At 62.1% G+C, this 22,784-nt stretch carries 21 protein-coding genes; 8 read left to right on the forward strand and 13 right to left on the reverse strand.

The window, feature by feature from the left end; all coding sequences use genetic code 11:
* Positions 1-31: 31 nt before the first annotated feature.
* Together ACYZUC_RS23495 and ACYZUC_RS23500 are read left to right on the forward strand one after the other, a co-directional pair.
* Positions 32-1,141, forward strand: a complete 1,110-nt coding sequence (locus ACYZUC_RS23495) for a DUF3182 family protein (RefSeq protein WP_461990684.1) — start codon at positions 32-34, stop codon at positions 1,139-1,141.
* Positions 1,131-1,889: an alpha/beta hydrolase family protein gene (locus ACYZUC_RS23500; protein ID WP_461990686.1), complete on the forward strand. Its 759-nt coding sequence runs from the start codon at positions 1,131-1,133 to the stop codon at positions 1,887-1,889. Before ACYZUC_RS23495 ends, ACYZUC_RS23500 begins: the two co-directional genes overlap by 11 nt.
* Before the next feature lie 103 nt (positions 1,890-1,992).
* On the opposite strand, the gene ACYZUC_RS23505 is transcribed toward ACYZUC_RS23500, so the two are convergent.
* The 5 genes from ACYZUC_RS23505 to ACYZUC_RS23525 all read right to left on the reverse strand — a co-directional run bounded on the left by ACYZUC_RS23505 (position 1,993) and on the right by ACYZUC_RS23525 (position 11,254).
* On the reverse strand, positions 1,993-2,979 hold the full coding sequence (locus tag ACYZUC_RS23505; protein ID WP_461990688.1) for a lysylphosphatidylglycerol synthase domain-containing protein: 987 nt from the start codon (positions 2,977-2,979) through the stop codon (positions 1,993-1,995).
* Positions 2,966-4,261 (reverse strand): cardiolipin synthase ClsB, encoded by a 1,296-nt coding sequence (gene clsB, locus ACYZUC_RS23510; protein WP_461990690.1) that lies wholly within the window; start codon positions 4,259-4,261, stop codon positions 2,966-2,968. Before clsB ends, ACYZUC_RS23505 begins: the two co-directional genes overlap by 14 nt.
* Positions 4,258-5,055, reverse strand: coding sequence for an endonuclease/exonuclease/phosphatase family protein (locus tag ACYZUC_RS23515; protein ID WP_461990692.1), 798 nt, complete (start codon positions 5,053-5,055; stop codon positions 4,258-4,260). Before ACYZUC_RS23515 ends, clsB begins: the two co-directional genes overlap by 4 nt.
* Positions 5,056-5,329: 274 nt before the next feature.
* The gene (locus tag ACYZUC_RS23520) at positions 5,330-6,532 is read right to left on the reverse strand and encodes an MFS transporter (RefSeq protein ID WP_008034454.1); all 1,203 of its coding nucleotides are present in this window, start codon (positions 6,530-6,532) and stop codon (positions 5,330-5,332) included.
* Positions 6,533-6,955: 423 nt separating this feature from the next.
* Entirely contained in the window at positions 6,956-11,254 is a 4,299-nt protein-coding gene (locus ACYZUC_RS23525) for a DEAD/DEAH box helicase (RefSeq protein WP_461990695.1), read from the reverse strand.
* A gap of 301 nt (positions 11,255-11,555) precedes the next feature.
* On the opposite strand from ACYZUC_RS23525, the gene ACYZUC_RS23530 reads away from it, so the two are divergent.
* Together ACYZUC_RS23530 and ACYZUC_RS23535 are read left to right on the forward strand one after the other, a co-directional pair.
* Positions 11,556-12,440 carry a sugar nucleotide-binding protein gene (locus ACYZUC_RS23530; protein ID WP_461990697.1) on the forward strand — a complete coding sequence of 295 codons (885 nt, stop codon included), beginning with the start codon at positions 11,556-11,558 and terminating at the stop codon, positions 12,438-12,440.
* The gene (locus ACYZUC_RS23535) at positions 12,433-13,362 is read left to right on the forward strand and encodes an NAD-dependent epimerase/dehydratase family protein (protein ID WP_461990699.1); all 930 of its coding nucleotides are present in this window, start codon (positions 12,433-12,435) and stop codon (positions 13,360-13,362) included. Before ACYZUC_RS23530 ends, ACYZUC_RS23535 begins: the two co-directional genes overlap by 8 nt.
* 74 nt (positions 13,363-13,436) lie before the next feature.
* Here ACYZUC_RS23535 and ACYZUC_RS23540 read toward each other — a convergent pair whose 3' ends face one another.
* From ACYZUC_RS23540 to ACYZUC_RS23560, 5 genes are all read right to left on the reverse strand, one after another.
* A complete protein-coding gene (locus ACYZUC_RS23540; RefSeq protein ID WP_008042936.1) occupies positions 13,437-14,135 on the reverse strand; it encodes an OmpW/AlkL family protein in 699 nt (232 codons plus the stop codon).
* Between the two features lie 223 nt (positions 14,136-14,358).
* Entirely contained in the window at positions 14,359-14,877 is a 519-nt protein-coding gene (locus ACYZUC_RS23545; RefSeq protein ID WP_461996749.1) for a DUF3299 domain-containing protein, read from the reverse strand.
* 11 nt (positions 14,878-14,888) lie between these two features.
* On the reverse strand, positions 14,889-16,154 hold the full coding sequence (locus tag ACYZUC_RS23550) for an ABC transporter permease (RefSeq protein ID WP_461990701.1): 1,266 nt from the start codon (positions 16,152-16,154) through the stop codon (positions 14,889-14,891).
* A 1-nt stretch (position 16,155) separates the two neighbouring features.
* Positions 16,156-16,866: an ABC transporter ATP-binding protein gene (locus tag ACYZUC_RS23555; RefSeq protein ID WP_223453249.1), complete on the reverse strand. Its 711-nt coding sequence runs from the start codon at positions 16,864-16,866 to the stop codon at positions 16,156-16,158.
* A 131-nt stretch (positions 16,867-16,997) separates the two neighbouring features.
* Positions 16,998-17,582, reverse strand: a complete 585-nt coding sequence (locus ACYZUC_RS23560) for a DUF2796 domain-containing protein (protein WP_461990704.1) — start codon at positions 17,580-17,582, stop codon at positions 16,998-17,000.
* A 135-nt stretch (positions 17,583-17,717) separates the two neighbouring features.
* Between ACYZUC_RS23560 and ACYZUC_RS23565 the strand changes: the two genes are divergently transcribed.
* Positions 17,718-18,062: a hypothetical protein gene (locus tag ACYZUC_RS23565; RefSeq protein ID WP_461990705.1), complete on the forward strand. Its 345-nt coding sequence runs from the start codon at positions 17,718-17,720 to the stop codon at positions 18,060-18,062.
* Positions 18,063-18,189: 127 nt separating this feature from the next.
* On the opposite strand, the gene trxA is transcribed toward ACYZUC_RS23565, so the two are convergent.
* The 3 genes from trxA to ACYZUC_RS23580 all read right to left on the reverse strand — a co-directional run bounded on the left by trxA (position 18,190) and on the right by ACYZUC_RS23580 (position 20,352).
* Entirely contained in the window at positions 18,190-19,062 is an 873-nt protein-coding gene (trxA, locus tag ACYZUC_RS23570) for a thioredoxin (protein WP_461990707.1), read from the reverse strand.
* A 175-nt stretch (positions 19,063-19,237) separates the two neighbouring features.
* Positions 19,238-19,891: a class I SAM-dependent methyltransferase gene (locus tag ACYZUC_RS23575; RefSeq protein WP_461990709.1), complete on the reverse strand. Its 654-nt coding sequence runs from the start codon at positions 19,889-19,891 to the stop codon at positions 19,238-19,240.
* On the reverse strand, positions 19,888-20,352 hold the full coding sequence (locus ACYZUC_RS23580; RefSeq protein WP_461990711.1) for a YbaY family lipoprotein: 465 nt from the start codon (positions 20,350-20,352) through the stop codon (positions 19,888-19,890). Before ACYZUC_RS23580 ends, ACYZUC_RS23575 begins: the two co-directional genes overlap by 4 nt.
* 128 nt (positions 20,353-20,480) lie before the next feature.
* On the opposite strand from ACYZUC_RS23580, the gene nrdR reads away from it, so the two are divergent.
* From nrdR to ACYZUC_RS23595, 3 genes are read left to right on the forward strand one after another with little or no spacing between them, the layout of a single operon-like run.
* The gene (gene nrdR, locus ACYZUC_RS23585; protein WP_003228656.1) at positions 20,481-20,945 is read left to right on the forward strand and encodes a transcriptional regulator NrdR; all 465 of its coding nucleotides are present in this window, start codon (positions 20,481-20,483) and stop codon (positions 20,943-20,945) included.
* Positions 20,942-22,075: a bifunctional diaminohydroxyphosphoribosylaminopyrimidine deaminase/5-amino-6-(5-phosphoribosylamino)uracil reductase RibD gene (gene ribD, locus ACYZUC_RS23590; protein ID WP_461990713.1), complete on the forward strand. Its 1,134-nt coding sequence runs from the start codon at positions 20,942-20,944 to the stop codon at positions 22,073-22,075. Before nrdR ends, ribD begins: the two co-directional genes overlap by 4 nt.
* 46 nt (positions 22,076-22,121) lie before the next feature.
* Positions 22,122-22,784: a riboflavin synthase gene (locus ACYZUC_RS23595; RefSeq protein ID WP_461990715.1), complete on the forward strand. Its 663-nt coding sequence runs from the start codon at positions 22,122-22,124 to the stop codon at positions 22,782-22,784.

Genomic DNA, 22,784 nt, shown 5'->3' on the forward strand with positions numbered 1-22,784 from the left:
ATTCATCAAGCGCCGATTGAAGGGGGGACGCATGACCCCAACAAACCGCAAAAAACTGGTGGTCGCCCATTCGGTGCGGCCCGACGCGCCACAACACGAAGTCGACACCAATCGCGCATTGGCCCGTTGGCTGGCGCAGGTTCTCGGGTTCAAATTCGGCGGCAGCTACGACCCCGAACACCACAGCGGTCGCGATCTTTATCTGCTGCCGACACAAACCATTGTCGGCGCTGCGACCGCGCGGCAATTGGGCGTCAAGGGCCCGGAGGATTTGTGGGGCGGCTACGTCGAGCATGATTTCATCTGCACCAAAGCCATCAGCCACGGCTTGCGCAACAAAAACGCTTTTGCTCCGCACGGCTGGTCGCCGTTGTTTTGCGAACGGGTGCGCAACGTGGTGCTCGAGGGGCTCAGCGTGTTCTCCCTCGACGATGCGCGTCCTGCGGCGGAGCATTTGCTCGATAGCGGACCGGTTCGCCTGAAACCGATCCATGCCTGCGCCGGGCGCGGTCAGGAGGTGATCCAGAGCCTCGACCAATTCGATGCGATCCTCGGCAGACCCGATGCCAAGGCGCTATTCACCGAAGGTGTGGTGTTGGAGCAAGACCTGACCAAGGTCGTGACCCACAGCGTCGGCCAAAGCTTCATCGGCGGCACTGTGCTGAGTTACTGCGGTGATCAGTACTTGACTGCAGACGGTCATGGCGAGCAGGTCTATGGCGGTTCCAATCTGCTCGCGGTGCAGGGCGGCTACGACGAGCTGCTCGAACTGCAACTGCCCGACGACGTGCGGCTGGCCATCCGGCAAGCGCAGGTGTTCGACCGCGCGGCGGACGAGGCCTATCCGGGTTTCTATGCCTCGCGGCGCAACTACGACATCGCGCAAGGCCTGGACAGTAACGGCACACAGCGCAGCGGCGTGCTTGAGCAATCCTGGCGCATGGGCGGTGCCAGCAGCGCCGAAGTCGCGGCGTTGCAGAGCTTCGTCAACGACCCGCAGATGAGCGCGATTCGTGTGTCCTCGGTGGAAACCTACATCGATCAAGCGCTGCCGGCGAACGCCATTGAGGTGTACCGCGGTCCGGCGCACAACAGTGAATTTCTCCTCAAGTACGTAACGGTCAAATCCTATGACGGCTAGAAGCGAAACCATTCAGATCGACATCGACGATGAACAGATGAGCGGGACTTTTCTCAGCCCCAAATCGAAGGTCCCCGGCGTGCTCTTCGTGCACGGTTGGGGCGGCAGTCAGGAGCGTGATCTTGAACGTGCCAAAGGCATCGCAGGTCTGGGCTGCGTGTGCCTGACGTTCGACTTGCGCGGGCACACCGGCGGCACCGGCATTCCACTGACGCGGGTTTCCCGCGAAGACAACTTGCGAGACCTGCTCGCGGCGTACGACCGATTGCTCGCGCACCCTGCGCTCGACACCTCGGCGATCGCCGTGGTCGGCACCAGTTATGGCGGTTATCTGGCTTCGATTCTGACCTCATTGCGCCCCGTGCGCTGGCTGGCTCTGCGGGTGCCGGCGTTGTATCGCGATGAGCAATGGCACACGCCCAAGCGCGAACTGGACAAGCTCGATTTGCGTGATTACCGCAGCACGCTGGTGCGCGCCGACAGCAATCGCGCGTTGCATGCCTGTTCGCAATTTACCGGGGATGTGCTGCTGGTGGAGTCCGAGACAGACGACTATGTGCCCCATGCGACCATCATGAGTTACCGGGCGGCGTGTCAGCAGACGCACTCGCTGACCCACCGGATCATCGACGGCGCCGATCACGCGTTGAGCGAGCCGGTTTCGCAGCAGGCGTATACGTCGATCCTGGTGGACTGGATTACCGAGATGGTGGTGGGTGAGCGGTTGAGCATTATTCAATCGACATAAGATCGGCGGGGATACCTTCGCGGGCAAGCCTCGCTCCTACAAGAAACGCGCAAATCCCGTAGGAGCGAGGCTTGCCCGCGAAGGCGTCCTTACAACCACCCAATCACTTGGGCTTTTTCGCAATCCGCAACGACTTGGCCTTGGCTTCGACAATCAAATACATCACCAACGTAATCAACAACGGCAATATGAAGTAAATCGCCCGATACGCCAGCAACCCCGCCACCAGACTTCCCCGCGAAACCTCATGCTGCAGCAACGCCACAAACACCGCCTCCAACACCCCGAGCCCCGCCGGAATGTGCGTGATCACCCCGGCAATCGCACTGATCAACAACACGCCAAGCACCAGCGGATAATCCAGCTTGCTCGGTAGAAGGGTGAAAATCACCGCCGCCATCAGCGACCAGTTCAGCGCCCCGAGCGCCAGTTGCAGCACCGCCATGCGCAGGGACGGCAGGTTGATTTCGACGCCGCGAATCGCCCACTCCCGTCGCTTGGAATACTGACAGGCCGCCAGGTAACCCGCGCTCACCAACAGCAACAAAACCCCCACGCCCTGCAAGGCGCCACTGCTGAGTTTCCAGCCCGGTGGCATGCGTACTAGTCCGCTGCTGAACACCGCGCCGGCAATCACCATGTAGCCGAACCAGTTGGTCGCCAGGCTCAGGCCGAGGATTTTTGCGATGTTGCTTTTGTTCACGCCGAGCCGCGAGTAAAGCCGATAGCGCATGGCAATGCCGCCGACCCAGGCACTCAGGTTGAGGTTGAAGGCGTAGCTGATGATCCCCACAGGCAGGATCTGTTTCCAGGTCAGGTCCTGACGAATATAGGTGCGGCCAATCAGGTCGAAACAGGCGTACACCAGAAAACTCACCAGCGTCAGCCCGGAGGCGATGATCAGCGTGCGCACCTTGAAATCGGCGAGCGTGTCGAACACTTCGTTCCATTCGATGCGTTGGGCCAGCATCGTGAACAGGACGATCAGCGCCAGGAAAAACAGCATCGTCAGCGGTTTTTTCCAGCGACTCCAATGCGACTTGTGCGGGCTGTCGGCGTGAGGCACCGAGTGGGTTTCAGCGCGGCTCATGGTGATCGCCCCCGGCGAGGTGGGTGAAGGGTTTCAGGCGTGGCTTGTGTGCCGGCAGCCAGCCGGCCCACGCCGGGAAGTGCCGCAGGAAGTGAAACACCAGAAAGCCGACGGTCATGTGCCAGACCCGTCCGCGTGGGGATTTGTCCGCGCACATGGCTTTGCAGTGGTTGTCGCTCAGCCTCTCGAGGCGTTCGAACAAATCGCGGTTGAAGGCGCGATCGCGGATCAGCACATTGGCTTCCAGGTTCATCGACAGGCTCAGCGGGTCGAGGTTGCTCGAGCCGACGGTGCTCCAGTCTTCGTCCACCAGCGCGACTTTGCCATGCAGCGGGCGCTCGCAATATTCGTGAATCTGCACCCCGGATTTGAGCAGGTAGTCATAGGTCATTCGCGCCGCCAGTTTGGCCACCATCATGTCCGGCTGGCCTTGCAGGATCAGTCGCACGTCGACGCCTCGCCGCGCGGCGTTGCGTATTTCGCGCAGCAAGCGGTAACCGGGAAAGAAATAAGCGTTGGCAATCACCACACGACGCTGGGCGCTGCGCAGGACATGTCGATAAACCTCTTCGATATCGGTTTGATGATCACCGTTGTCGCGGTACACCAAACGGACCTGGCCATCGTGATCGTTGAACGCCAGTTCTGAACGCCGCTGCCGCCGGCGTTGCCACCAGTATTTGGCGCGGGCCGGGCGACCGCTTTGCAGCAGGGCGAAATGATGAATGTCGGTCACCGCCGGGCCTTGCACTTCAACCGAGTAATCCTGTTTGGCCTCGGGGCCGAAGTCGGCCAGATGGTCGGCGGAAAAGTTGATCCCGCCGATGAACGCAATCGTGCCGTCGACCACCACGATCTTGCGGTGCAGGCGCCGGAACCAGTTGGTGCGGATGCCCAGGCGTTTCGGTGCCGGATCAAACATTTGCAGGTGCACGCCGGCCTCGCTCAACGCGGTGAGGTAACCGGTGCTCAACTCGCCACAACCAAACCCGTCGAGACTGGCGGTAACCCGCACGCCGCGTTGAGCCGCGTCGATCAGCACGTGCTGCAGCTCGTCGCCAACCTTGTCCTCGAAAACGATGAAGGTTTCCAGGAGGATTTCAGTCTTGGCCTGGCGCATGGCTTCGAATACCCGTGGGAAATACTCTTCGCCGTTTTCCAGCAGTTCCACCCGGTTGTTGCCCTGCCAACCGTATTCAACGTCGACCACGCCGGGCTCGCGCACCGGCGGGTTGGTGGGCACGTGATCCACGGTGGTTTTTTCCATCGGTGCGCTGCTCATAGCTCGATCTCCACCGATAGCGGTGCGTGGTCGGAAAGGTGGGACCAGGGTCGCGCAGCGAGGACTTGCGGATGACTGGCCTTAAGGTTGCGCACGTAGATGCGGTCCAGGCGCAAGGCCGGCAAGCGCGCCGGAAAACTGCGCGCCGGTTTGCCATGGCGTTCGGCGAAGACCTCGCGCAAACCACAGGGCTTGAGCATTGCGTCGGCGCGCTGACGCCAGTCGTTGAAGTCACCGGCGACAATCACCGGCGCGTCGCTCGGCAATTCTGCGAGGCGTTGGGTCAGCAGCTTCAGCTGTTCATTGCGATGGCTTTCGCGCAGCCCCAGATGGACGCAAATCGCGTGCACCTCCGGGCCATCGACGGGCAAGCGCAATACGCAATGCAGGAGGCCGCGGTTTTCGTGTCCGCTGATGGACACGTCGAGGTTGTCGTGGCGAATGATCTGGAATTTCGACAACAGCGCATTGCCGTGATCGCCTGCCGGGTAAACCGCGTTGCGTCCGTAGGCGAATTGCGGCCACAGCGTGTCGGCGAGGAATTCGTACTGCGGCATCGTCGGCCAGTTGCTGTAACGCTGGGGATGGTGCTCGTGGGCACCGTGGACTTCCTGCAAAAACACCACGTCGGCGGACACGCTGCGCACTGCTTCGCGCAATTCCGGCAGGATGAAACGCCGGTTGAGCGCGGTGAAACCCTTGTGCGTGTTGACCGTCAGCACGGTGAAGCGGCGCACCGCGTTCACGGTTCCTGACGCGTCATCGTCGGGGTTGAACTGCTCGGCGCGGTTCATGGCAGCACGCCTTGTGCCGCAGGCTCGCCGGAGGCACAGAAGCGCCAACCTGAAATACCGCTGTGAATCGCCGCCATGTCGCCTCCCGTCTGAGGGTCCCCGGTTGCCCCTGTCTTTTGATGACTGCGGGGCAAGCGAGAAAGTTTCGACGGGACTACGGACGGTAGGAGGGCTAAACCTGTAGGAGCCGGCTTGCTGGCGATAGCGGTGTGTCAGTCACATCCATGTTGAATGTGCCACCGCTATCGCCAGCAAGCCGGCTCCTACAGGGTAATCAGTGACCGGCGACTATGCGGGTAGAACCCGCGGCGTAGACCGGGCCGAGGCGATCGAGGCGACCGCTCCATGCGGTCAGCGCCAGCGCCACCAACACCACCAGACCACCGATCCACGCGGTATGGATCAGGCCCATGTGGGCGACGATCAAACCACCGCCCCACGCGCCGCCGGCAATGCCGAGGTTGAACGCCGCGATGTTCAGGCCGGAAGCCACGTCCACCGCATTCGGCGTGTGATGTTCGGCCTGACGCACCACATACACCTGCAAGCCCGGCACGTTGCCGAAAGCGACCGCGCCCCAGACCAGCACGGTGGCCAGCGCCAGCCATGGGTTGCCGGCAGTGAAAGTCAGCACGAACAGCACGGCGGCGAGCAGGGCGAAGATGATCTTCAGGGCTTTGATCGGGCCGCGTTTGTCGGCCAGTTTGCCGCCCCAGATATTACCGACGGCCACCGAGATGCCGTACACCAGCAACACCAGGCTGACGGTGCCGGCGCTGAAACCAGAGATGTCTTGAAGAATCGGCGCAAGGAACGTGAAGGCGATGAACGAACCGCCGTAACCGACCGCCGTCATGGCATACACCAGCAGCAGGCGCGGTTGCTTGAGGACCTGCAACTGCTCCAGCAGCGAAGCCGGTTTGCTGTGGGTGATGTTTTTCGGCACGTAGAGCAGGCTGCCGATGAACGCAATCACACCCAAAGCAGAGACGGCGAGGAAGGTTTCACGCCAGCCGAAATGCTGACCGATGAACGTCCCCAACGGTACGCCGGTGACCAGCGCCACCGTCAGGCCGGTGAACATGATCGCAATCGCGCTGGCGGCTTTTTCCTTCGGCACCAGGCTGGTAGCGATGGTCGAGCCAATCGAGAAAAACACCCCGTGGGCCAGGCCGGTGACGATTCGCGCAATGATCAGCGATTCGTAGCTCGGCGCTTTCCACGCCAGCAGGTTGCCAAGGGTGAACAGCACCATCAGCGACAACAGCAGCATTTTGCGCGGGACTTTGCCGGTGAGGGCGGTCAGCACCGGGGCACCGATGGCAACGCCCAGGGCGTAGAGGCTGACCAGCAGACCGGCGGAAGGAAGGCTGACGCCGAGGTCGGCGCCGATCGTGGGTAACAGGCCAACGATGACGAACTCGGTCGTCCCGATGGCGAAGGCGCTGAGGGTCAGCGCGAGCAAGGCAATGGGCATGGCTGCAACTCCGGTGGGTTGATTGATGGAGCGCAGTGTCGGGGATTGGGTTGTGCGGAAAAATAGAGGTATTGGCATTTGATATTTGCCCTGAACGCAAATATCACTCCCGCAGAAACACGCAGCCCCTTGTAGGAGCCGGCTTGCTGGCGAAGGCGGCCTCATATACGCCGCCGTTCTCGAGGGCCTCATCGCCAGCAAGCCGGCTCCTACAAGGGTTGTGTGTAGTCCGGGGTTTTTATGTGGTACCGGACCTGTAGGAGCTGGCTTGCCAGCGATGGCGGCCTCAAATACGCCGCCGCTCTTGCGGGCCTCATCGCCGGCAAGCCGGCTCCTACAAGGGTTGCGTGTAATCCAGGGTTTTCATGTGGCACCGGACCTGTAGGAGCCGGCTTGCCGGCGAAGAGGCCGGCCCGGACAGCATCAGTGCCGGATCAGCTTGTTGCGTATTTCACTCGTCGATTCCACCCAGAAAACCTGCTGACCAGCGATCTCGGCAGCCACCGGCAAACCATCGCGGTACACCAACCGATTACTCGTCAGCGCCGGTACTTTCACGCCGGGTAGCAGCGTGCCAGCGAGGTTCAGCGGATCAACCCCGCACACGGCAATCAGACTCCCGTCATGCGCCCGCCGCCGCACTTCGCGCAGCAACGGAATCGCCTCAGGCAAGGCGAACTGTTCACCGGCCAAACCACTGACAAACCGCCCGCCGCGAATCTCGCCGCGAGCCTCCAGCCGATGGAACGTGCGCAGCAATTCGCGCCAGCTCGGCAACCAGTCTGCTTCGCGTTCCAGCAGGCGCCAAAACACCACGCCGTAGCGGCGCAGCAAGGTCATGGCGATGTGTTCCAGGGTGTCGCTCGGCGTTGGATGTTTGTTATCCGCCACCGGCGCTGGCGCCCCGCGTCGAAGCAAGGCCCAGCGTCCGGCGTCGTCCATGCCGCCGATAAACGCCCCGCGCCCGCGTCGGCTGCTATGATTTTGCCGTTTACTGGCCGGCGTGATCAGCGCCCGCAAACCGGCAAAACTGTCGGCGTTCACCAGCCCGGCGCCGACCAGTTCCTGCAAGGCGATTTCCAGCTCCGAGCGCAGCAGATGAGCCTCGTGAATCAGCTCATCGAAAAACAGCGCGCCGTGCTGGCTGAGGGCTTGGTAAACCTTTTGGGTTTTGGGCGACAGATCGCTGACCGGTGTCTGTTCGGTCAGACCGCTCCATAACCCGACCTGACTGCGCGGCAACAGCACAATGGGCGTGCTGCGCAGCGCCGTGCTGGCGCTTTTGTTGTGCGCAGTCAGGCGCGTCCAGACCAGTTTGCCGCTGCGACACAGGTCATCCAGCCAACTCGCCGAATAGCCTTTGATCCGTGCCGCAAGAATGTCGCTGTCCCAGGCTGAAGCGGCGGCGGGATAACCTTCGAACTGAGCGACGATAGCGGGCAGCACCGCATTGCCCTGGCCTTGAGTCGAGACAGAAAGATGCTGCCAGTCGAACAGGAATCGCATGAAATCCTGCAACGCCACCGGCTCGATTTCTCGCCGCAGACGCTTGACCGTGTAACGATGAATTCGCGCCAGCAGATGCCGTTCGCACCATTCTTCCTGATCGGCGCCGGGGGTGAAGTGGCCGCGCAACACATACCCTTCGCGTTCCAGTTGCGCGAGTGCCTGGGTGACGTGAGTCGCAGGTAATCCCAGAGGTTTGGCAATCGCGCTCAGCGGCAACGGACCGAAAGCGCTGAGCCGTGCACGGATAACTTCCAGCACCGCTTCGTCTGCTTCCCAGACGTCATCGAACCCTGGCAGCGCTTCCAGCGGTGGCGACAAATTTGCCTGTGGATAAATGGCGCGCAGGCACGTCAGCCGTTCCACCGCCAGCCACAGCGATTGCTCGGCATCAATCTGCAAACGACAGGCGCGACCGCTCTCGGCAAGGGCATTCAACCAATCAATCCACTGCGCATTGGCCTGCGCCTCGGCCTCGGCGATGCACGCGAGGCTCATCAACGTCTCGTGCATTTCATCGGCATTGGTCGGCGTCGGCCAGGCCTCATCGCGCACCGCTTGAATCGCCTCGGCGTCCAGCGCGCCGAGGTCGTCGGTGGACTGCGGATCGGTCCAGCGCCGGTTGAGCACGGCTTGGGTGCGGCGCTCTTCCAGCGGCGCGTCGTCGAGAAAGGTGTAAGGCCGGGCGCTGAGAATTTCGGCGGCCAGGGGCGAGGGCGCCGGCAGGTCGCGGCTGATCAGGCGAATGTCGCCACTTTCCATGCGCCGCAACAACGTCAGCCAGCCTTCGCAGTCCATGGCTTCGTGGAGGCAATCGTCGAGGGTCTGTTCCACCAGTGGATGATCGGGAATCTCCCGTTCGCCGGCGAGGTTTTCCACGCAGGCGATCTGGTCGGGAAACACGCTGGCGATCAGGTCTTCGCTTTTCATCCGCTGAATCTGCGGCGGGACTTTGCGCCCGCCGCTGTAGCGCGGCAACGCCAATGCGATGCCGGCAGTCCAGCGCCAGCGCACACCGAACAGCGGCGCATCGAGCACCGTCTGAATCAGCAGGTGCTGGGCGCTGTTGCTGTGCAGGTAGCGCCAGACCTCATCGAGCTCAAAGCTGTGGCTGGTGGACAGCGACAACACGATCGCATCTTCGCTGGCGGCGGCCTGCAATTCGAAGTTGAAGGTGCGGCAGAAACGCTTGCGCAGGGCCAGGCCCCAGGCGCGGTTGATGCGGCTGCCGAAGGGCGTGTGGATGATCAGTTGCGTGCCGCCGGATTCATCGAAAAAGCGCTCCATCAGCAGCGTGTCCTGCGAGGGCAGGGCGCCCAATGTCAGGCGCGCGCGGGCGAGGTAATCCACCAGTTGTCCGGCGCTGTCGAGGTTCAGGCCGAGGGTCTCGGTCAGCCAGTCGAGGGCCGGCTGCAGGTTGCCGGGCGTGGCGCCGAGCAGGTCGTCGAGTTGCGCTTGCAGGCGCGCCACGGCGAAGGACAATTCTGCGCTGCGCCCCGGCGCTTCACCGAGCCAGAACGGAATGGTCGGTGGCTGGCCCTGCGCGTCTTCGACGCGGACCTTGCCGGTTTCGACCCGCAGGATTCGGTACGAGGTGTTGCCCAACTGAAAGACATCACCGGCGATGCTTTCCACGGCGAAGTCTTCGTTGACGCTGCCGATGTTCAGCCCTTGCGGCTCCAGCAGCACGCTGTAGTCGGCGTTGTCTGGAATAGTGCCGCCGCTGGTGACGGCGGTCAGTTTGCTGCCGCGCCGACCGCGCAACGTACGCGTCACGGCGTCGCGGTGCAGGTACGCGCTGCGGATGCCCTGGCGACCGTTGTAGCCTTCGGCGAGCATCTGCAGCAGCGCCTGATAATGTTTTTCGTCGAGGTCAGCGTAGGGTGAGGCTTTGCGGAACATCTCCAGCAGCGCGTGCTCCGGCCATTCCTGGCAACTGACCTCGGCGATGATCTGCTGGGCCAGTACGTCCAGCGGCGCTTGAGGAATCTGTAAGGTGTCGAGTTCCCCGCGCCGCACGCAGTCGAGCAGGGCGGTGCATTCGATCAAATCGTCGCGGGTGGTGGCGAACAATCGGCCCTTGGGCGTGCCGCCGACCTGGTGGCCGGAGCGACCGACCCGTTGCAGGAATCCGGCAATCGAACGCGGCGACGAGATTTGGCAGACCAGATCGACATCGCCGATATCGATCCCCAGTTCCAGCGACGCCGTGGCGATCAGCACTTGCAGGTCGCCGCGCTTGAGCCGCTGTTCGGCGTCGAGGCGAAACTCCTTGGCCAGGCTGCCGTGGTGGGCGGCGACGGCTTCCTTGCCGAGACGCTCGCTCAAATGCCGGCTCAAGCGCTCGGCCAAGCGTCGGGTGTTGACGAAAATCAGCGTAGTGCGGTGTTCGCGGGCGAGGGCGGCGAGGCGGTCGTAGACCAGTTCCCAGACATCATTGGCCATCACCGCCGACAGCGGCACCGACGGTACTTCGATGCCCAGATCCCTTGGGCGGGCGTGGCCGATGTCGATGATTTCGCATGCGCGATCACGACCGACCAGAAAGCGTGAAACTGCTTCGATGGGTTTTTGCGTGGCCGACAGGCCGATGCGCATCAACGGTGCTGCGCATAACGCCTGCAAACGTTCCAGGCTTAGGGCCAGATGGCTACCGCGTTTGCTGGCGGCGATGGCGTGGATCTCATCGACGATTACCGTGCGCGTGGTGCCGAGCATTTGCCGGCCGGAGTCGGAGCCGAGCAGCACGTAAAGGGATTCCGGGGTGGTCACCAGAATGTGCGGCGCGGTCTTGCGCATCGCCGAGCGTTCTTTTTGCGGCGTGTCGCCGGTGCGCACGGCGGTGTTGATCTGCAACTTGGGCAGGCCCAGTGCGCGTAACTGTTCAGTGATGCCGGCCAGCGGGTTTTGCAGGTTGATCTGGATGTCGTTGGACAAGGCTTTGAGCGGCGAGACGTAGACCACCAGTGTTTCGTTGGGTAGCCCGTCTGCGGTTTCCAGCCCACGGTGAACCAGATCGTCGATGACGGCGAGAAACGCCGTGAGGGTTTTGCCGGAGCCGGTGGGCGCGGCGATCAACGTCGAACGATGCTGACGGATCAGCGGCCACGCCCGGGCCTGGGCGGCGGTGACCGTCGGGAAGGTGCTGCTGAACCAGGCGCTGACGGCGGGGTGGAAGCCTGCCATGGCCGCGTCCGTGGGAATGGGCAGATTCATGGAGTAATTTATGCGGGCGGGGTGGGGAAGATGCAAGTACCGCTCGGGATCTGTATCGGTGCTGATGGCCTCTTCGCGGGCAAGCCTCGCTCCTACAAGGCCACGCGTGAAACCTGTAGGAGCGAGGCTTGCCCGCGAAGAGGCCATCAGCAGCACCACAAATCCCGGAGATCTACACTTTACGGATGACGGTTGCGCACTAAACCCGCAAAATGCAACGATTCCGGCAACTATCGACGGCACCGCCCGCGAGCGGTGCCGATAAAGCCATTGATCCAATCAGACTGGGCCTGCTGACTCTATGCGAATGCGCCTTATGTTACTGGGCGGCGGAAATGCCCTTGGGCAGGCGCTGATTCGCCTCGGTGCGGAGGAAGACATCGGTTTCCTCGCCCCCCGCCCACCGCAAGACGGCTGGGATGCCGCGAGCCTGACGCAACTGCTCGACGACACGCGCCCGGACGCGTTGATCAACCTCGCCTACTACTTCGACTGGTTCCAGGCGGAGACGGTCAGCGAATCGCGTCTGGCCGGGCAGGAACGGGCAATCGAGCGTCTGGCCGAACTGTGCCAGCATCACAACATCGTTCTGCTGCAACCCTCGAGCTATCGGGTGTTCGACGGCTCGCGGGCTACCGCCTACAGCGAAAAAGACGAGCCGGTGCCGCTGGGCCTGCGTGGTCAGGCCTTGTGGCGCATCGAGCAAAGCGTGCGCGCGACCTGCCCGCAGCATGTGCTGCTGCGGTTCGGCTGGCTGCTCGATGACAGCCCCGACGGCACCCTTGGGCGTTTCCTGTCCCGGGCCGAAAAACCTGATGAGTTGCTGATGGCCGATGACCGCCGGGGCAACCCGACTCCGGTCGACGACGCGGCCCGGGTGATCATTTCGGTGCTCAAACAACTCGATTGCGCGGCGCCGCTGTGGGGCACCTACCACTACGCCGGGCACGAGGCGACTACGCCGCTGGCGCTGGGGCAGGCGATTCTCACCGAAGCCCGCGCGCTGCATCCGCTGGCTATCGAAGCGCCGACCGCCCAGGCTCACGCCGCACGCCCGGACGCTGCCGAAGAGCCGCAACACGCGGTGCTGGCCTGCAAGAAAATCCTTCACACCTTCGGGATCAAGCCCCGCGCCTGGCGTGCGGCACTCCCTGGTTTACTGGACAGGTTTTATCGCCATGGCTGACGGCCCTGTTTTAATCACCGGCGGCGCGGGTTTCATCGGCTCGCACCTGACCGACGCCTTGCTCGCCAAGGGCCATTCGGTACGGATTCTCGACGACCTGTCCACCGGCAAGCGTAGCAACCTGGCGCTGGATAATCCTCGCGTCGAGCTGATGGTCGGCGACGTCGCCGATGCCGCCCTGGTCGCTCGCGCAATGGCCGGTTGCAGTGCGGTCGCGCACCTGGCGGCCGTGGCGTCGGTGCAGGCTTCGGTGGATGATCCGGTGAAGACTCACCAGAGCAATTTCATCGGTTCGCTGAATGTCTGCGAAGCCATGCGCCAGAGCGGCGTCAAACGTGTGCTGTTTGCCTCCAGCGCAGCGGTCTACGGCAACAATGGAGAAGGCCAGTCGATCGACGAAGACACGCCCAAGGCACCGCTGACGCCGTATGCGTCGGACAAGTTGTCCAGCGAACATTACTTCGATTTCTACCGTCGCCAGCATGCGCTGGAACCGGTGATTTTCCGCTTCTTCAACATCTTCGGCCCACGTCAGGATCCGTCCTCGCCGTACTCGGGGGTGATCAGCATTTTCAGCGAGCGCGCGCAAAACGGCCTGCCGATCACCGTGTTTGGCGATGGCGAGCAGACGCGGGATTTTGTTTACGTCGAAGATCTGGTCGACGTGCTGGTGCAAGCCATCGAAAAACCGCAGGTTGAAGTCGGTGCGGTCAATGTCGGCTGGAACCAGGCAACCACGCTCAAGCAAATGCTGGAAGCGTTGAAAGTGGCGGTCGGTGAACTGCCGCCAGTGAGCTACGGCCCGGCGCGTTCGGGTGATATTCGCCATTCGCGGGCGAACAATCAGCGCCTGCTGGAGCGGTTTTCCTGCCCCGCACAGACGCCGATGAGTGTCGGCCTGGCGCGGTTGTTGGGGCGCTGAGTTTTTCGCCAGCAAGAAAAAGGCGCCTGTGAAGGCGCCTTTTTTTGCAGCTCGTTCCCACCACGTGAACGATTTTAGAACTTGTAACCCAGACCGACCATGTAGATGAACGGGTCCACGTCGACATCGACCTTGGCACGGGTGCCTTGTGCCACGGCGTTGTTTTCCACGGTGGCGGTGGTATCGATGTCGATGTAACGCACTTGGGCGTTGAGCATGATGTTGTCGGTGATCATGTAGTCAGCACCGACCTGAAACGCCATGCCCCAGGAGTTGTCTGCCTTGAAGTTGCTGAAGCCATTGGCGCTGGCTTCGCTGCCGACGTGCTCGTCGTAAATCCAGGTGTAGTTGATACCGGCGCCAACGTACGGTTGGAATGCAGACTTGCCGTCCAGTGGGTAGTAGACAACGCTCAAGGTCGGCGGCAGGTGTTTCAGGCTGCCGAGTTTGCCGTTGGCCGCGCCCAGGACGGTGCCTTTGAGCTTCACGTCATGTTCGAATGGCGTGGCCGCGAGCAGCTCGATGCCCCAGTGGCTGTTGAGCATGTAAGCGAAGTTCAGACCCAGTTGGGTGTCGCTGCTCATGGTGGCCTTGCCACCCAGATTGGTACCTGCCAGCGGGCCTTGATCGACTTTGACGTCGGAGCTGTCGGCTTTCGGGTTGACGGTGATTGCACCGGCACGAAGGAGGATGTCGCCGGCTTCGTGGGCATGGGCGAGCGGGGCTGCGAGCGCGAGGGCAAACAGCGAAGCGCTGAGCAAGGACTTGTGCATGGAGGCTCCAGAGGACGTTGAAAATGTTCGATGTCCAATGGTACGGAGCGGTCTGGTCCGGTCTTTTGACTCAGCTCAATGAAACAGTGATGGCACTAATTTTTGCGGAACCTTTGAGGACGCCTTCGCGGGCAAGCCTCGCTCCTACGGGTTAGCGCCACCCCTGTAGGAGCGAGGCTTGCCCGCGAAGGCGTCTACTGAAACAACACATGACTACCGGGATTCACTCCGGCAATTCATACACATAAATCTTGTCCGCCTCCATCTGATACCCCGCATCCGCCAACTCACTGGTCGACGCTTTAACCTGCAACGCCCCCTCGATCCAATAAGGCTGATACAGCTCGTCCAGCTTCACGCCGACTTCGCTTTTCACATGCACGATCTGGTTCGACGGCGGTGGCGGTACATGGATGCAGGCGCCGAAATACGGCACCAGCAGAAACTCCGTAGTGCGGCCTTCTTCGCTCACTTCCAGCGGCACGATGTAGCCCGGCAGGCGGATGTTCTGGCCGTCGAGGCTCTTCACCACCGGTGCATTGGGCATGTCCTGTTTCGCGGCTGGCGCCGACTCGGCGGACAGTGCGCTGCCCATCTGCGAGAGGTCGTGCAGGGGCGTCATGTTCGGCACTTCCGGCGCAGCGTCCGGCGGGATCATTTCCGACCAGGTCAGCTCTTTCGGCTCGGCGGCCCACAGCGGCAAGGCGACCAGCATCAACAGCGCAAGCAGAGCGCGGGGCATCATTAACGTCCTCATAGTCGGATCGACAGGCCATCGGCCAGGGATTGGCGATACGCGCGCCAGGCCGGCACGCTGCCCATCAGCAGCGCGGCGATCAGGATGCCACCGAGCAGCGTCCATTCATATTCGCTGGGCCACGCCAGCGGCAGAAACAGACCGTAATTGGCCTGCACGTAGCCTTGCGCAGCGGCGATGCCCACATAAAGCAGGGCCACGCCAGCGATCACGCCCGACAGCGCCAGGGCAAACGCCTCCAGCACCAGCAGCGTCGCGATGTGCCACGGCCGCGCCCCCACTGAACGCAGAATCGCCATCTCGCGCCGACGTTCATTGAGGCTGGTGAGGATCGCCGTGAGCATGCCGATCAACCCGGTCAGCACCACAAACAGCGAGACCACGAACAAGGCTTTTTCTGCGGTGCTCATCAAGCTCCACAACTCTTGCAGCGCCACGCCCGGCAGGATCGCCAGCATCGGTTCGCCACGGAATTCGTTGATTTCGCGCTGCAGGGCAAAGGTCGAAATCTTGCTGTTGAGGCCCAGCATGAATGCGGTGATCGCTTGCGGCGTCAGGTCCATGTTGCGTGCCTGATCAGCACTGATCCGACCGCTGCCGCGCGCCGGCACACCGTTGTGCCAGTCGATGTGAATCGCTTCCATGCCACCGAGGCTGATGTGCAATGTGCGGTCCACCGGCGTGCCGGTGCGTTTGAGAATGCCGACCACGGTGAACGGTTTATCGTCGTGCTTGACCAGGCTGATCACCGCCACGCCGTGGGCCAGCACCAGTTTGTCGCCGAGTTTGTAGTGCAGTGCATCGGCCACTTCGGCGCCGAGCACCACTTCGAACGGATCGGTGGCGAAGGCGCGACCGTCAGCCAGTTCCAGGTGTTGTTGATGACCGTACTGGTAATGCTCGAAGTACGCCTCGGTGGTGCCCATCACCCGATATCCGCGATGGGAATCGCCCAGCGACATCGGGATCGCCCACTTCACTTTCGGGTTGTTGGCGAAGTGCTCGAAGCTGTCCCAGCGGATGTTGTTGGTGGCGTTGCCGATGCGGAACACCGAGTACAGCAGCAGGTTCACTGAGCCGGAACGGGCGCCGACGATCAGGTCGGTGCCGCTGATGGTGCTGGCAAAACTGGCTTTGGCTTCGGTGCGCACGCGTTCCACGGCCAACAGCAGGCAGACCGACAGGGCGATGGCGAACGCGGTCAGGATCGCGGTGAAGCGGCGGTTAGCCAGGCTGGCCATGGCTAGGCGAAACAAATACATCTCAGACCTCGGACGGAGTGGCGGCGCGATTGAGTTCGGCCAGCGACAGATTGCGATCGAACAGCGGCGCGAGGCTTTGGTCGTGGCTGACGAACAACAGGCTCGACCCGGCTTCGCGGCATTCGGCGAACAGCAGGCGAATGAAGTTTTCGCGGGCGTCGTAATCCAGCGCGGAAGTCGGTTCGTCGGCGATCACCAGTTCCGGCTGACCGATCAACGCACGGGCGGCGGCGACGCGTTGTTGCTGACCGATGGACAGCGAGTCGGCGCGACGGCCGAGGATGCTTTCATCCTTCAAACCCAAATGAGCGAGCAAGGTGGCCGCCGCCTGATCGACGCTGCCATGGCGCTGGATCGCCCGTTCGGCGCGCAGCCTGGAGAAGTGGCAGGGCAGTTCGACGTTCTCGCGCACCGAGAGAAACGGCAGCAGGTTGAACTGCTGGAAGATGTAGCCGGTGTGATCGACGCGAAAGCGATCACGCGCGCCGGCACCGAGTTCGGTCAGTTCCTGGCCGAGCAGGCGAATGCTGCCGCGATCGGGCTTTTGCACGCCACCGAGCAGGCCGAGCAGGGTGGTCTTGCCGCTGCCGCTGGGGCCTTTGAGGAACAGGGTTTCACCCGGTTCCAGGCGAAAGGCCGGGATGTCCAGCAGCGGCGGGTGACCGGGCCAGCTGAAGCCCAGGTCGGACAGTTCGATGAGTGCTTGGGTCATAACACCGGTTTCATGAATGCAGATGACCTGTAGGAGCCGGCTTGCTGGCGATGGCGTTTTATCATTCAACAAATGTGTTGGCTGATACACCGCAATCGCCAGCAAGCCGGCTCCTACAGGGTCGTGGTGGATCAGAATTTCAGGGCGGCCGCCTTGGCCGTCACTTCTACCCCTTGCTGCCCGCTCGGGCTGATCAGTTGTACCTGAATTTTCTGGGTCGCCGGGAACGTGTTGAAGAGGTTTGCCAGATCCAGGGTTTTCAGTGCGCCCGGCGTCGCGCAGGTGAACTGGTAGTGAGCGTGGATTTCGCTGTGGTCGTGGTGATGCTCGTCTTTGGCATCGTCGTCATGATCATCATCGGCCTCCGGCTTGTCACCGAACAGCGGGCTTTCCAGTTCCTGAGTCGCGACCACGCAACCCGCCGCTTTTGGCAGGTTGAACAGGGCCAGCGGTTTTTCAAGTTGCGCACGGGCGGCGGCGACTTTGGCTTTGTCGGCGTCGCTGGCGGCCGCGTGTTCGAAACCCACCAGGTTCATCGCCGGGCTTTCCAGTTCCAGCTCCAGGGTCTGACCGTCCAGCGCTGCGTTCAGGCGACCGACACCATGCTCGTGGGCACCGAGGCTGCCGTGTTCATGGTCGTGGTCATGCTCATCGGCGGCATGGGCGATGGCCAGCGGCAACAGGGCAAACGGCAAAGCGAGCAGCAGACGGCGCATGGCGGGTCTCCGAAAAGTAAAATGAAGAATTTGTTATGTAATCTTATAACGTAAGCGCGAGGAGTTTGACCGGCTACTTGGCGTTGCACAAGTCCCATGGGAGCATGCAGGTCAGAAATGTGCGGGAGCGAAATCATGTTGCGTATACGCGGAAGCATCGGCGACTGGCCGGTGGATTTGACCCTGGAGATGGACGACGCTGACTGGGCGCGGCTCGGCGCGCAGGTGCAGGTGGTCAAGTCAGAGGTCAGTGCAGCGCCGGCCAAACCGGTGAATCAGGATGACGCGCAGTGGCAGGTCGCAAAGGATCTGCTGCGCAAGGCCGGGCAACTGAGCGGGCCGGATTTGCTGGAGCAATTGGAAGGTTTGACTGGCAGCGCAGCGTCGGGCAAGCGTCTGCTGGTGCGGTTGCGGCATAGCGCGGAAGTGAAAGTGTCGAGCGGCGGTGATACGCCGCTCTACAGCTGGATCGAATCGTAGGATCGGGTGTTCGGGAATTTTGTGATGATCCCGATCCTGTAGGAGCCGGCTTGCTGGCGATGAACGATGACGCGGTTTGTCAGTGACGCCGCGTCGGGGCCATCGCCAGCAAGCCGGCTCCTACAGATCAATAAAGCGCGGCAAACAACTTGCGGCGATACGTGGTCACCAACGGGTGATCATTGCCCAGCAACTCGAACACTTGCAGCAACGTCTTGTGCGGCAAGCCTTCGCTGTAGCTGCGGTTACGCACGAACAGCTTGAGCAATGCATCCAGCGCCGCGTCGTACTGCTGACGGGCCAGTTGCTGGATCGCCAGTTGATACACCGCTTCATCGTCCTGCGGATTCTTCGCCAAGCGCGCCTTCAAGTCGGCGGCATCCGGCAAGTCCTTGGCCTGGCCGAGAAACTGGATCTGCGCTTTTGCACCGGCCAATGCAGCCTTGTGTTCATCGCTTTTCACCGCGTCGAGCACGGTTTGCGCTTCACCCAGCTCACCTCGTTCAGTCAGGCAGCGGGCATACAGAATCAGCGCTTTGGCGTTGGTGTTGTCTTCGCCCAGCAGCACTTTGAGAATGGCTTCTGCGTCAGCGAAACGGCTCTCGTCAAACAGCACCTGAGCCTGTTCGAACGGATCAGCCGCCGCCGGTGGCGGCATTTGTACGTGAGGCTCCAGCATGGCGCGAACGGCGGACTCCGGCTGCGCACCGGCAAAACCGTCCACCGGCTGGCCATCCTTGAACAACACCACGGTCGGCAGGCTGCGGATGCCGAAGCGAGCGACGATGTCTTGTTCCAGATCGCAGTTGACCTTGGCCAGCAGCAACTCGCCCTGATAGCTCTCGGCGATGGTCTGCAGCATCGGCATCAGCACTTTGCAGGGCGCACACCATTCGGCCCAGAAATCCACCAGCACCGGTTTGTGGAAAGAGTTCTCGATCACCGACTGGTCGAAATCGGCAGTCGTGGCGTCGAAGATGTACGGCGTTTGCTGACTCATGGGGGATCTCGTAAAAGCGTGAATGTGGCAACTATACGGCTTGGCGGGGTGTGCCTGAAAGTGTGTGCAGTCTGACAGATTGCCTTCGCGGGCAAGCCTCGCTCCTACAGGTTTAGTGCCTCTCTCAATAACGACGCGGACCTGTAGGAGCGAGGCTTGCCCGCGAAGCTTTTAACTACCGCCGCGCGTGATACAGGCTCACATACCGAAACTCTTCAGGCTCGGCCAGATCCGGCAAGGTCATCGCTTCGAGCATTTCGATGCGTTGATACAACGGATGACGAAAATCCCTCACCCGCGAGTCCGCCACCAGCGCTTCCCGGCCGCGACTCAAAAACTCATCGAGCAGCGGCAGATTCTCCCGGTCGTACAGCACGTCAGCCACCAGGATCAGATCAAAGCGATCCGCCTCGGCGAAAAAATCCGTCGAGTAACTCAGTTCCACTTCATTGAGTTCGGCATTCGCCCGACAGGCGGCAATCGCCAGCGGGTCCAGGTCACACGCCACCACTTCCAGCGCCCCGGCCTTTACCGCGGCAATCCCCGCGACGCCAGAACCGGCACCAAAATCCAGCACGCGCTTGCCTTTGACCCACTCGGGGAATTCAGCGAGATAACGGGCCATCGACAACCCGCTGGCCCAGCAGAAACTCCAGTACGGCGGTTCATGCAGAATCCGCCGGGTTTCTTCCGGGCTGAAGGCGCGGTCCATGTTGTCGCCGTCGATCAGCCAGAGCTTCAGTGCGGTATCGGGCAAGGCGACCGGGACAAGCTGTGCATCGCCCAGCAACTCCCCCAACGCCTGTTGCAGGTCGAGCGGTGCAATCATGGCGCTTTGACGAATTGCAGTTGACCCAGGGCCTGGGTCGTCGGCTGGGTGATGACTTGCGACGGCAGGTGCAGAATCAGCTGGCCGGACTGGCTGGCGCGGCCCCGCAGTTCCACGCGGGCACCGGCCGGAAACGAATCCGGGTTGAAGCGCAGGTGAAACGGCAACACCTGATCGGTGCCGATCAGGCTGGAACTGGCGAGCAATTGTTGCGGGCGATCCTTGTCATCGATCACCAGCAGCGCCAATTCGACTTCGGCACCGGCCGGCACGCCTTGCAGGGTGCCGCTCAATTCACGCTGATAAGCGGGCAGCGGACCGAGGTTGGCGGACTCGCGGGCTTTTTTCTGCGCCGCCTGTGGAGCGGGGCCGGGCGTTGGCGGCTGGGGCTTGGGTGCATCGCTGCTACAGGCCACCAACAGGCTGAAAAGGCTGAGCAATACGAGCGGTCTGAGTGACATTTGCGGCTCCAGCAAGGTGAAATCCATGGATCGTTCTCTATAGCCAGTCTGTATACCGCAAACCCTATGGCTTGTCTTGCCACCGGGATGCGCTACCATGGCCCTCCCTTTTTTTGTTGCCTGCCACCATGCACTGTCCCTTCTGCGGTGCCAACGACACCAAGGTCATCGACTCGCGTCTGGTCGCCGAGGGCGAACAGGTGCGCCGCCGGCGCGAATGCCTGGCCTGCGGCGAGCGTTTCACGACGTTCGAAACCGCTGAACTGGTGTTGCCGCGCCTGATCAAAACCGACGGCAGCCGCCAGCCGTTCGACGAAGAAAAACTCCGCGCCGGCATGCAGCGTGCGCTGGAGAAGCGCCCGGTGAGTGTCGAGCGCCTCGAATCGTCGCTGGTGCACATCAAACACAAGCTGCGCGCCACCGGCGAGCGCGAGGTCAAGTCCCTCGTGGTCGGTGAACTGGTGATGGCCGAGCTGCAAAAGCTCGATGAAGTCGCCTACATTCGTTTCGCCTCCGTGTATCGGCGCTTCCAGGACCTCAACGAGTTCCGCGAAGAGATCGATCGCCTGGCCCGTGAGCCGGTGAAAGAATGACCACTTCCCCAGAGCAAGCCATCCTCGACGCCCACTACATGGCCCGAGCCCTGGAACTGGCGCGCAAAGGCCATTACACGACGCATCCCAACCCGCGTGTTGGCTGCGTGATCGTGAAGGACGGGCAGATTGTCGGCGAAGGCTGGCACGAGCGCACCGGCGAACCCCACGCCGAAGTCCACGCGCTGCGCGCTGCGGGCGACAAGGCCCGTGGTGCTACCGCTTACGTGACCCTCGAACCGTGCAGCCACCACGGCCGCACGCCGCCTTGCGCCGATGCGCTGGTGAATGCCGGCCTCGCGCGCGTCGTCGCGGCGATGCAGGACCCGAACCCGTCGGTGGCCGGTCGTGGCATGCAGCGTCTGGCTCAGGCCGGCATTGCCATCGAAAGCGGTGTGCTGGAAGGCGAGGCGCGCAAGCTCAATCAAGGCTTCCTCAAGCGCATGGAACACGGCTTGCCGTTCGTGCGGGTCAAGTTGGCCATGAGCCTCGACGGTCGCACGGCGATGGAAAGCGGCGAAAGCCAATGGATCACAGGCCCGGCAGCACGTTCGGCGGTACAACGCCTGCGCGCCCAGGCCAGCGTGGTGCTGACTGGCGCCGACACGGTGCTGGCGGATAACGCCCGTTTGACCGTGCGCGCTGACGAGTTGGGGCTGGACGCCGAGCAAACCGCGTTGGCAATGAGCCGTCCGCCGCTGCGCGTACTGATCGACGGCCGTCTGCGCGTGCCGCTCGACGCGCCATTCTTCAAGGCCGGCCCGGCGCTGGTCGCCACCTGCATGGCGATTGAAGAACAATACGCCAACGGCCCGGAATGCCTGATAGTGGCCGGTGACGATGGCTTGGTTGACCTGCGCAAGTTGCTGGTCGAACTGGCCAATCGCGGCGTCAACGAAGTGCTGGTCGAGGCCGGTCCACGTCTGGCCGGGGCCTTTGCCCAGCAAGGTCTGGTGGACGAATTCCAGATTTTCATCGCCGGCAAGTTCCTTGGCTCTTCGGCCCGACCATTGCTCGACTGGCCTCTGGCTCAGATGAAAGACGCGCCCGAGCTCAAAATCACTGAAATCCGCGCGGTTGGCGATGACTGGCGAGTCATTGCCATTCCTGCGCCATCGGCGAGCGTATAATTCCGGGCCTGCGCCACGCGACGGCCCTGTTCTCGAGGAGGACTTCATGTTTACCGGCATCATCGAATCCATCGGCAGTATTCGTGCATTGACCCCAAAAGGCGGAGATGTGCGGGTCCATGTAGAAACCGGCAAGCTCGATCTGAGCGACGTCAAACTGGGCGACAGCATCGCGGTCAACGGCGTTTGCCTGACGGCCGTTGAGCTGCCAGGCAACGGCTTTGCTGCGGACGTCAGTCGCGAAACCCTCGACTGCACCGCCATGAACGACCTGAAAAGCGGCAGCCCGGTCAATCTGGAAAAAGCCCTGACCCCGACCACTCGCCTCGGCGGGCACCTGGTCAGCGGTCACGTCGATGGCGTGGGCGAAGTGGTTGCCCGCACCGAGAACGCACGTGCCGTGGAATTCCGCATCCGTGCACCGAAAGAACTGGCCAAGTACATCGCCCACAAAGGCTCGATCACCGTCGACGGCACCAGCCTGACCGTGAACGCGGTCGATGGCGCCGAGTTCCTGCTGACGATCATTCCGCACACCCTGAGCGAAACCATCATGGCGTCGTACCAGCCGGGTCGCCGGGTGAATCTGGAAGTGGACTTGCTGGCCCGTTACCTGGAGCGCCTGCTGCTGGGCGACAAGGGCGCAGAGCCAACCTCCAGTAACATTACCGAAAGCTTTCTGGCCGCCAACGGCTACCTCAAATCCTGA

This window comes from Pseudomonas sp. GT1P32, from assembly GCF_054897805.1.

Excerpts from the sequence above, each read along its gene's own strand:
- ACYZUC_RS23560 (WP_461990704.1), bottom strand. The coding sequence starts at position 17,582 with ATGCGCCGTCTGCTGCTCGCTTTGCCGTTTGCCCTGTTGCCGCTGGCC.
- clsB (WP_461990690.1), bottom strand. The coding sequence starts at position 4,261 with ATGAGCAGCGCACCGATGGAAAAAACCACCGTGGATCACGTGCCCACC.
- ACYZUC_RS23520 (WP_008034454.1), bottom strand. The coding sequence starts at position 6,532 with ATGCCCATTGCCTTGCTCGCGCTGACCCTCAGCGCCTTCGCCATCGGG.
- ACYZUC_RS23575 (WP_461990709.1), bottom strand. The coding sequence starts at position 19,891 with ATGATTGCACCGCTCGACCTGCAACAGGCGTTGGGGGAGTTGCTGGGC.
- ACYZUC_RS23555 (WP_223453249.1), bottom strand. The coding sequence starts at position 16,866 with ATGACCCAAGCACTCATCGAACTGTCCGACCTGGGCTTCAGCTGGCCC.
- trxA (WP_461990707.1), bottom strand. The coding sequence starts at position 19,062 with ATGAGTCAGCAAACGCCGTACATCTTCGACGCCACGACTGCCGATTTC.
- ACYZUC_RS23505 (WP_461990688.1), bottom strand. The coding sequence starts at position 2,979 with ATGAGCCGCGCTGAAACCCACTCGGTGCCTCACGCCGACAGCCCGCAC.
- ACYZUC_RS23595 (WP_461990715.1), top strand. The coding sequence starts at position 22,122 with ATGTTTACCGGCATCATCGAATCCATCGGCAGTATTCGTGCATTGACC.
- ACYZUC_RS23535 (WP_461990699.1), top strand. The coding sequence starts at position 12,433 with ATGGCTGACGGCCCTGTTTTAATCACCGGCGGCGCGGGTTTCATCGGC.
- nrdR (WP_003228656.1), top strand. The coding sequence starts at position 20,481 with ATGCACTGTCCCTTCTGCGGTGCCAACGACACCAAGGTCATCGACTCG.
- ribD (WP_461990713.1), top strand. The coding sequence starts at position 20,942 with ATGACCACTTCCCCAGAGCAAGCCATCCTCGACGCCCACTACATGGCC.
- ACYZUC_RS23545 (WP_461996749.1), bottom strand. The coding sequence starts at position 14,877 with ATGCCCCGCGCTCTGCTTGCGCTGTTGATGCTGGTCGCCTTGCCGCTG.
- ACYZUC_RS23540 (WP_008042936.1), bottom strand. The coding sequence starts at position 14,135 with ATGCACAAGTCCTTGCTCAGCGCTTCGCTGTTTGCCCTCGCGCTCGCA.
- ACYZUC_RS23500 (WP_461990686.1), top strand. The coding sequence starts at position 1,131 with ATGACGGCTAGAAGCGAAACCATTCAGATCGACATCGACGATGAACAG.
- ACYZUC_RS23550 (WP_461990701.1), bottom strand. The coding sequence starts at position 16,154 with ATGTATTTGTTTCGCCTAGCCATGGCCAGCCTGGCTAACCGCCGCTTC.
- ACYZUC_RS23530 (WP_461990697.1), top strand. The coding sequence starts at position 11,556 with ATGCGAATGCGCCTTATGTTACTGGGCGGCGGAAATGCCCTTGGGCAG.
- ACYZUC_RS23525 (WP_461990695.1), bottom strand. The coding sequence starts at position 11,254 with ATGAATCTGCCCATTCCCACGGACGCGGCCATGGCAGGCTTCCACCCC.
- ACYZUC_RS23580 (WP_461990711.1), bottom strand. The coding sequence starts at position 20,352 with ATGTCACTCAGACCGCTCGTATTGCTCAGCCTTTTCAGCCTGTTGGTG.
- ACYZUC_RS23495 (WP_461990684.1), top strand. The coding sequence starts at position 32 with ATGACCCCAACAAACCGCAAAAAACTGGTGGTCGCCCATTCGGTGCGG.
- ACYZUC_RS23515 (WP_461990692.1), bottom strand. The coding sequence starts at position 5,055 with ATGAACCGCGCCGAGCAGTTCAACCCCGACGATGACGCGTCAGGAACC.
- ACYZUC_RS23565 (WP_461990705.1), top strand. The coding sequence starts at position 17,718 with ATGTTGCGTATACGCGGAAGCATCGGCGACTGGCCGGTGGATTTGACC.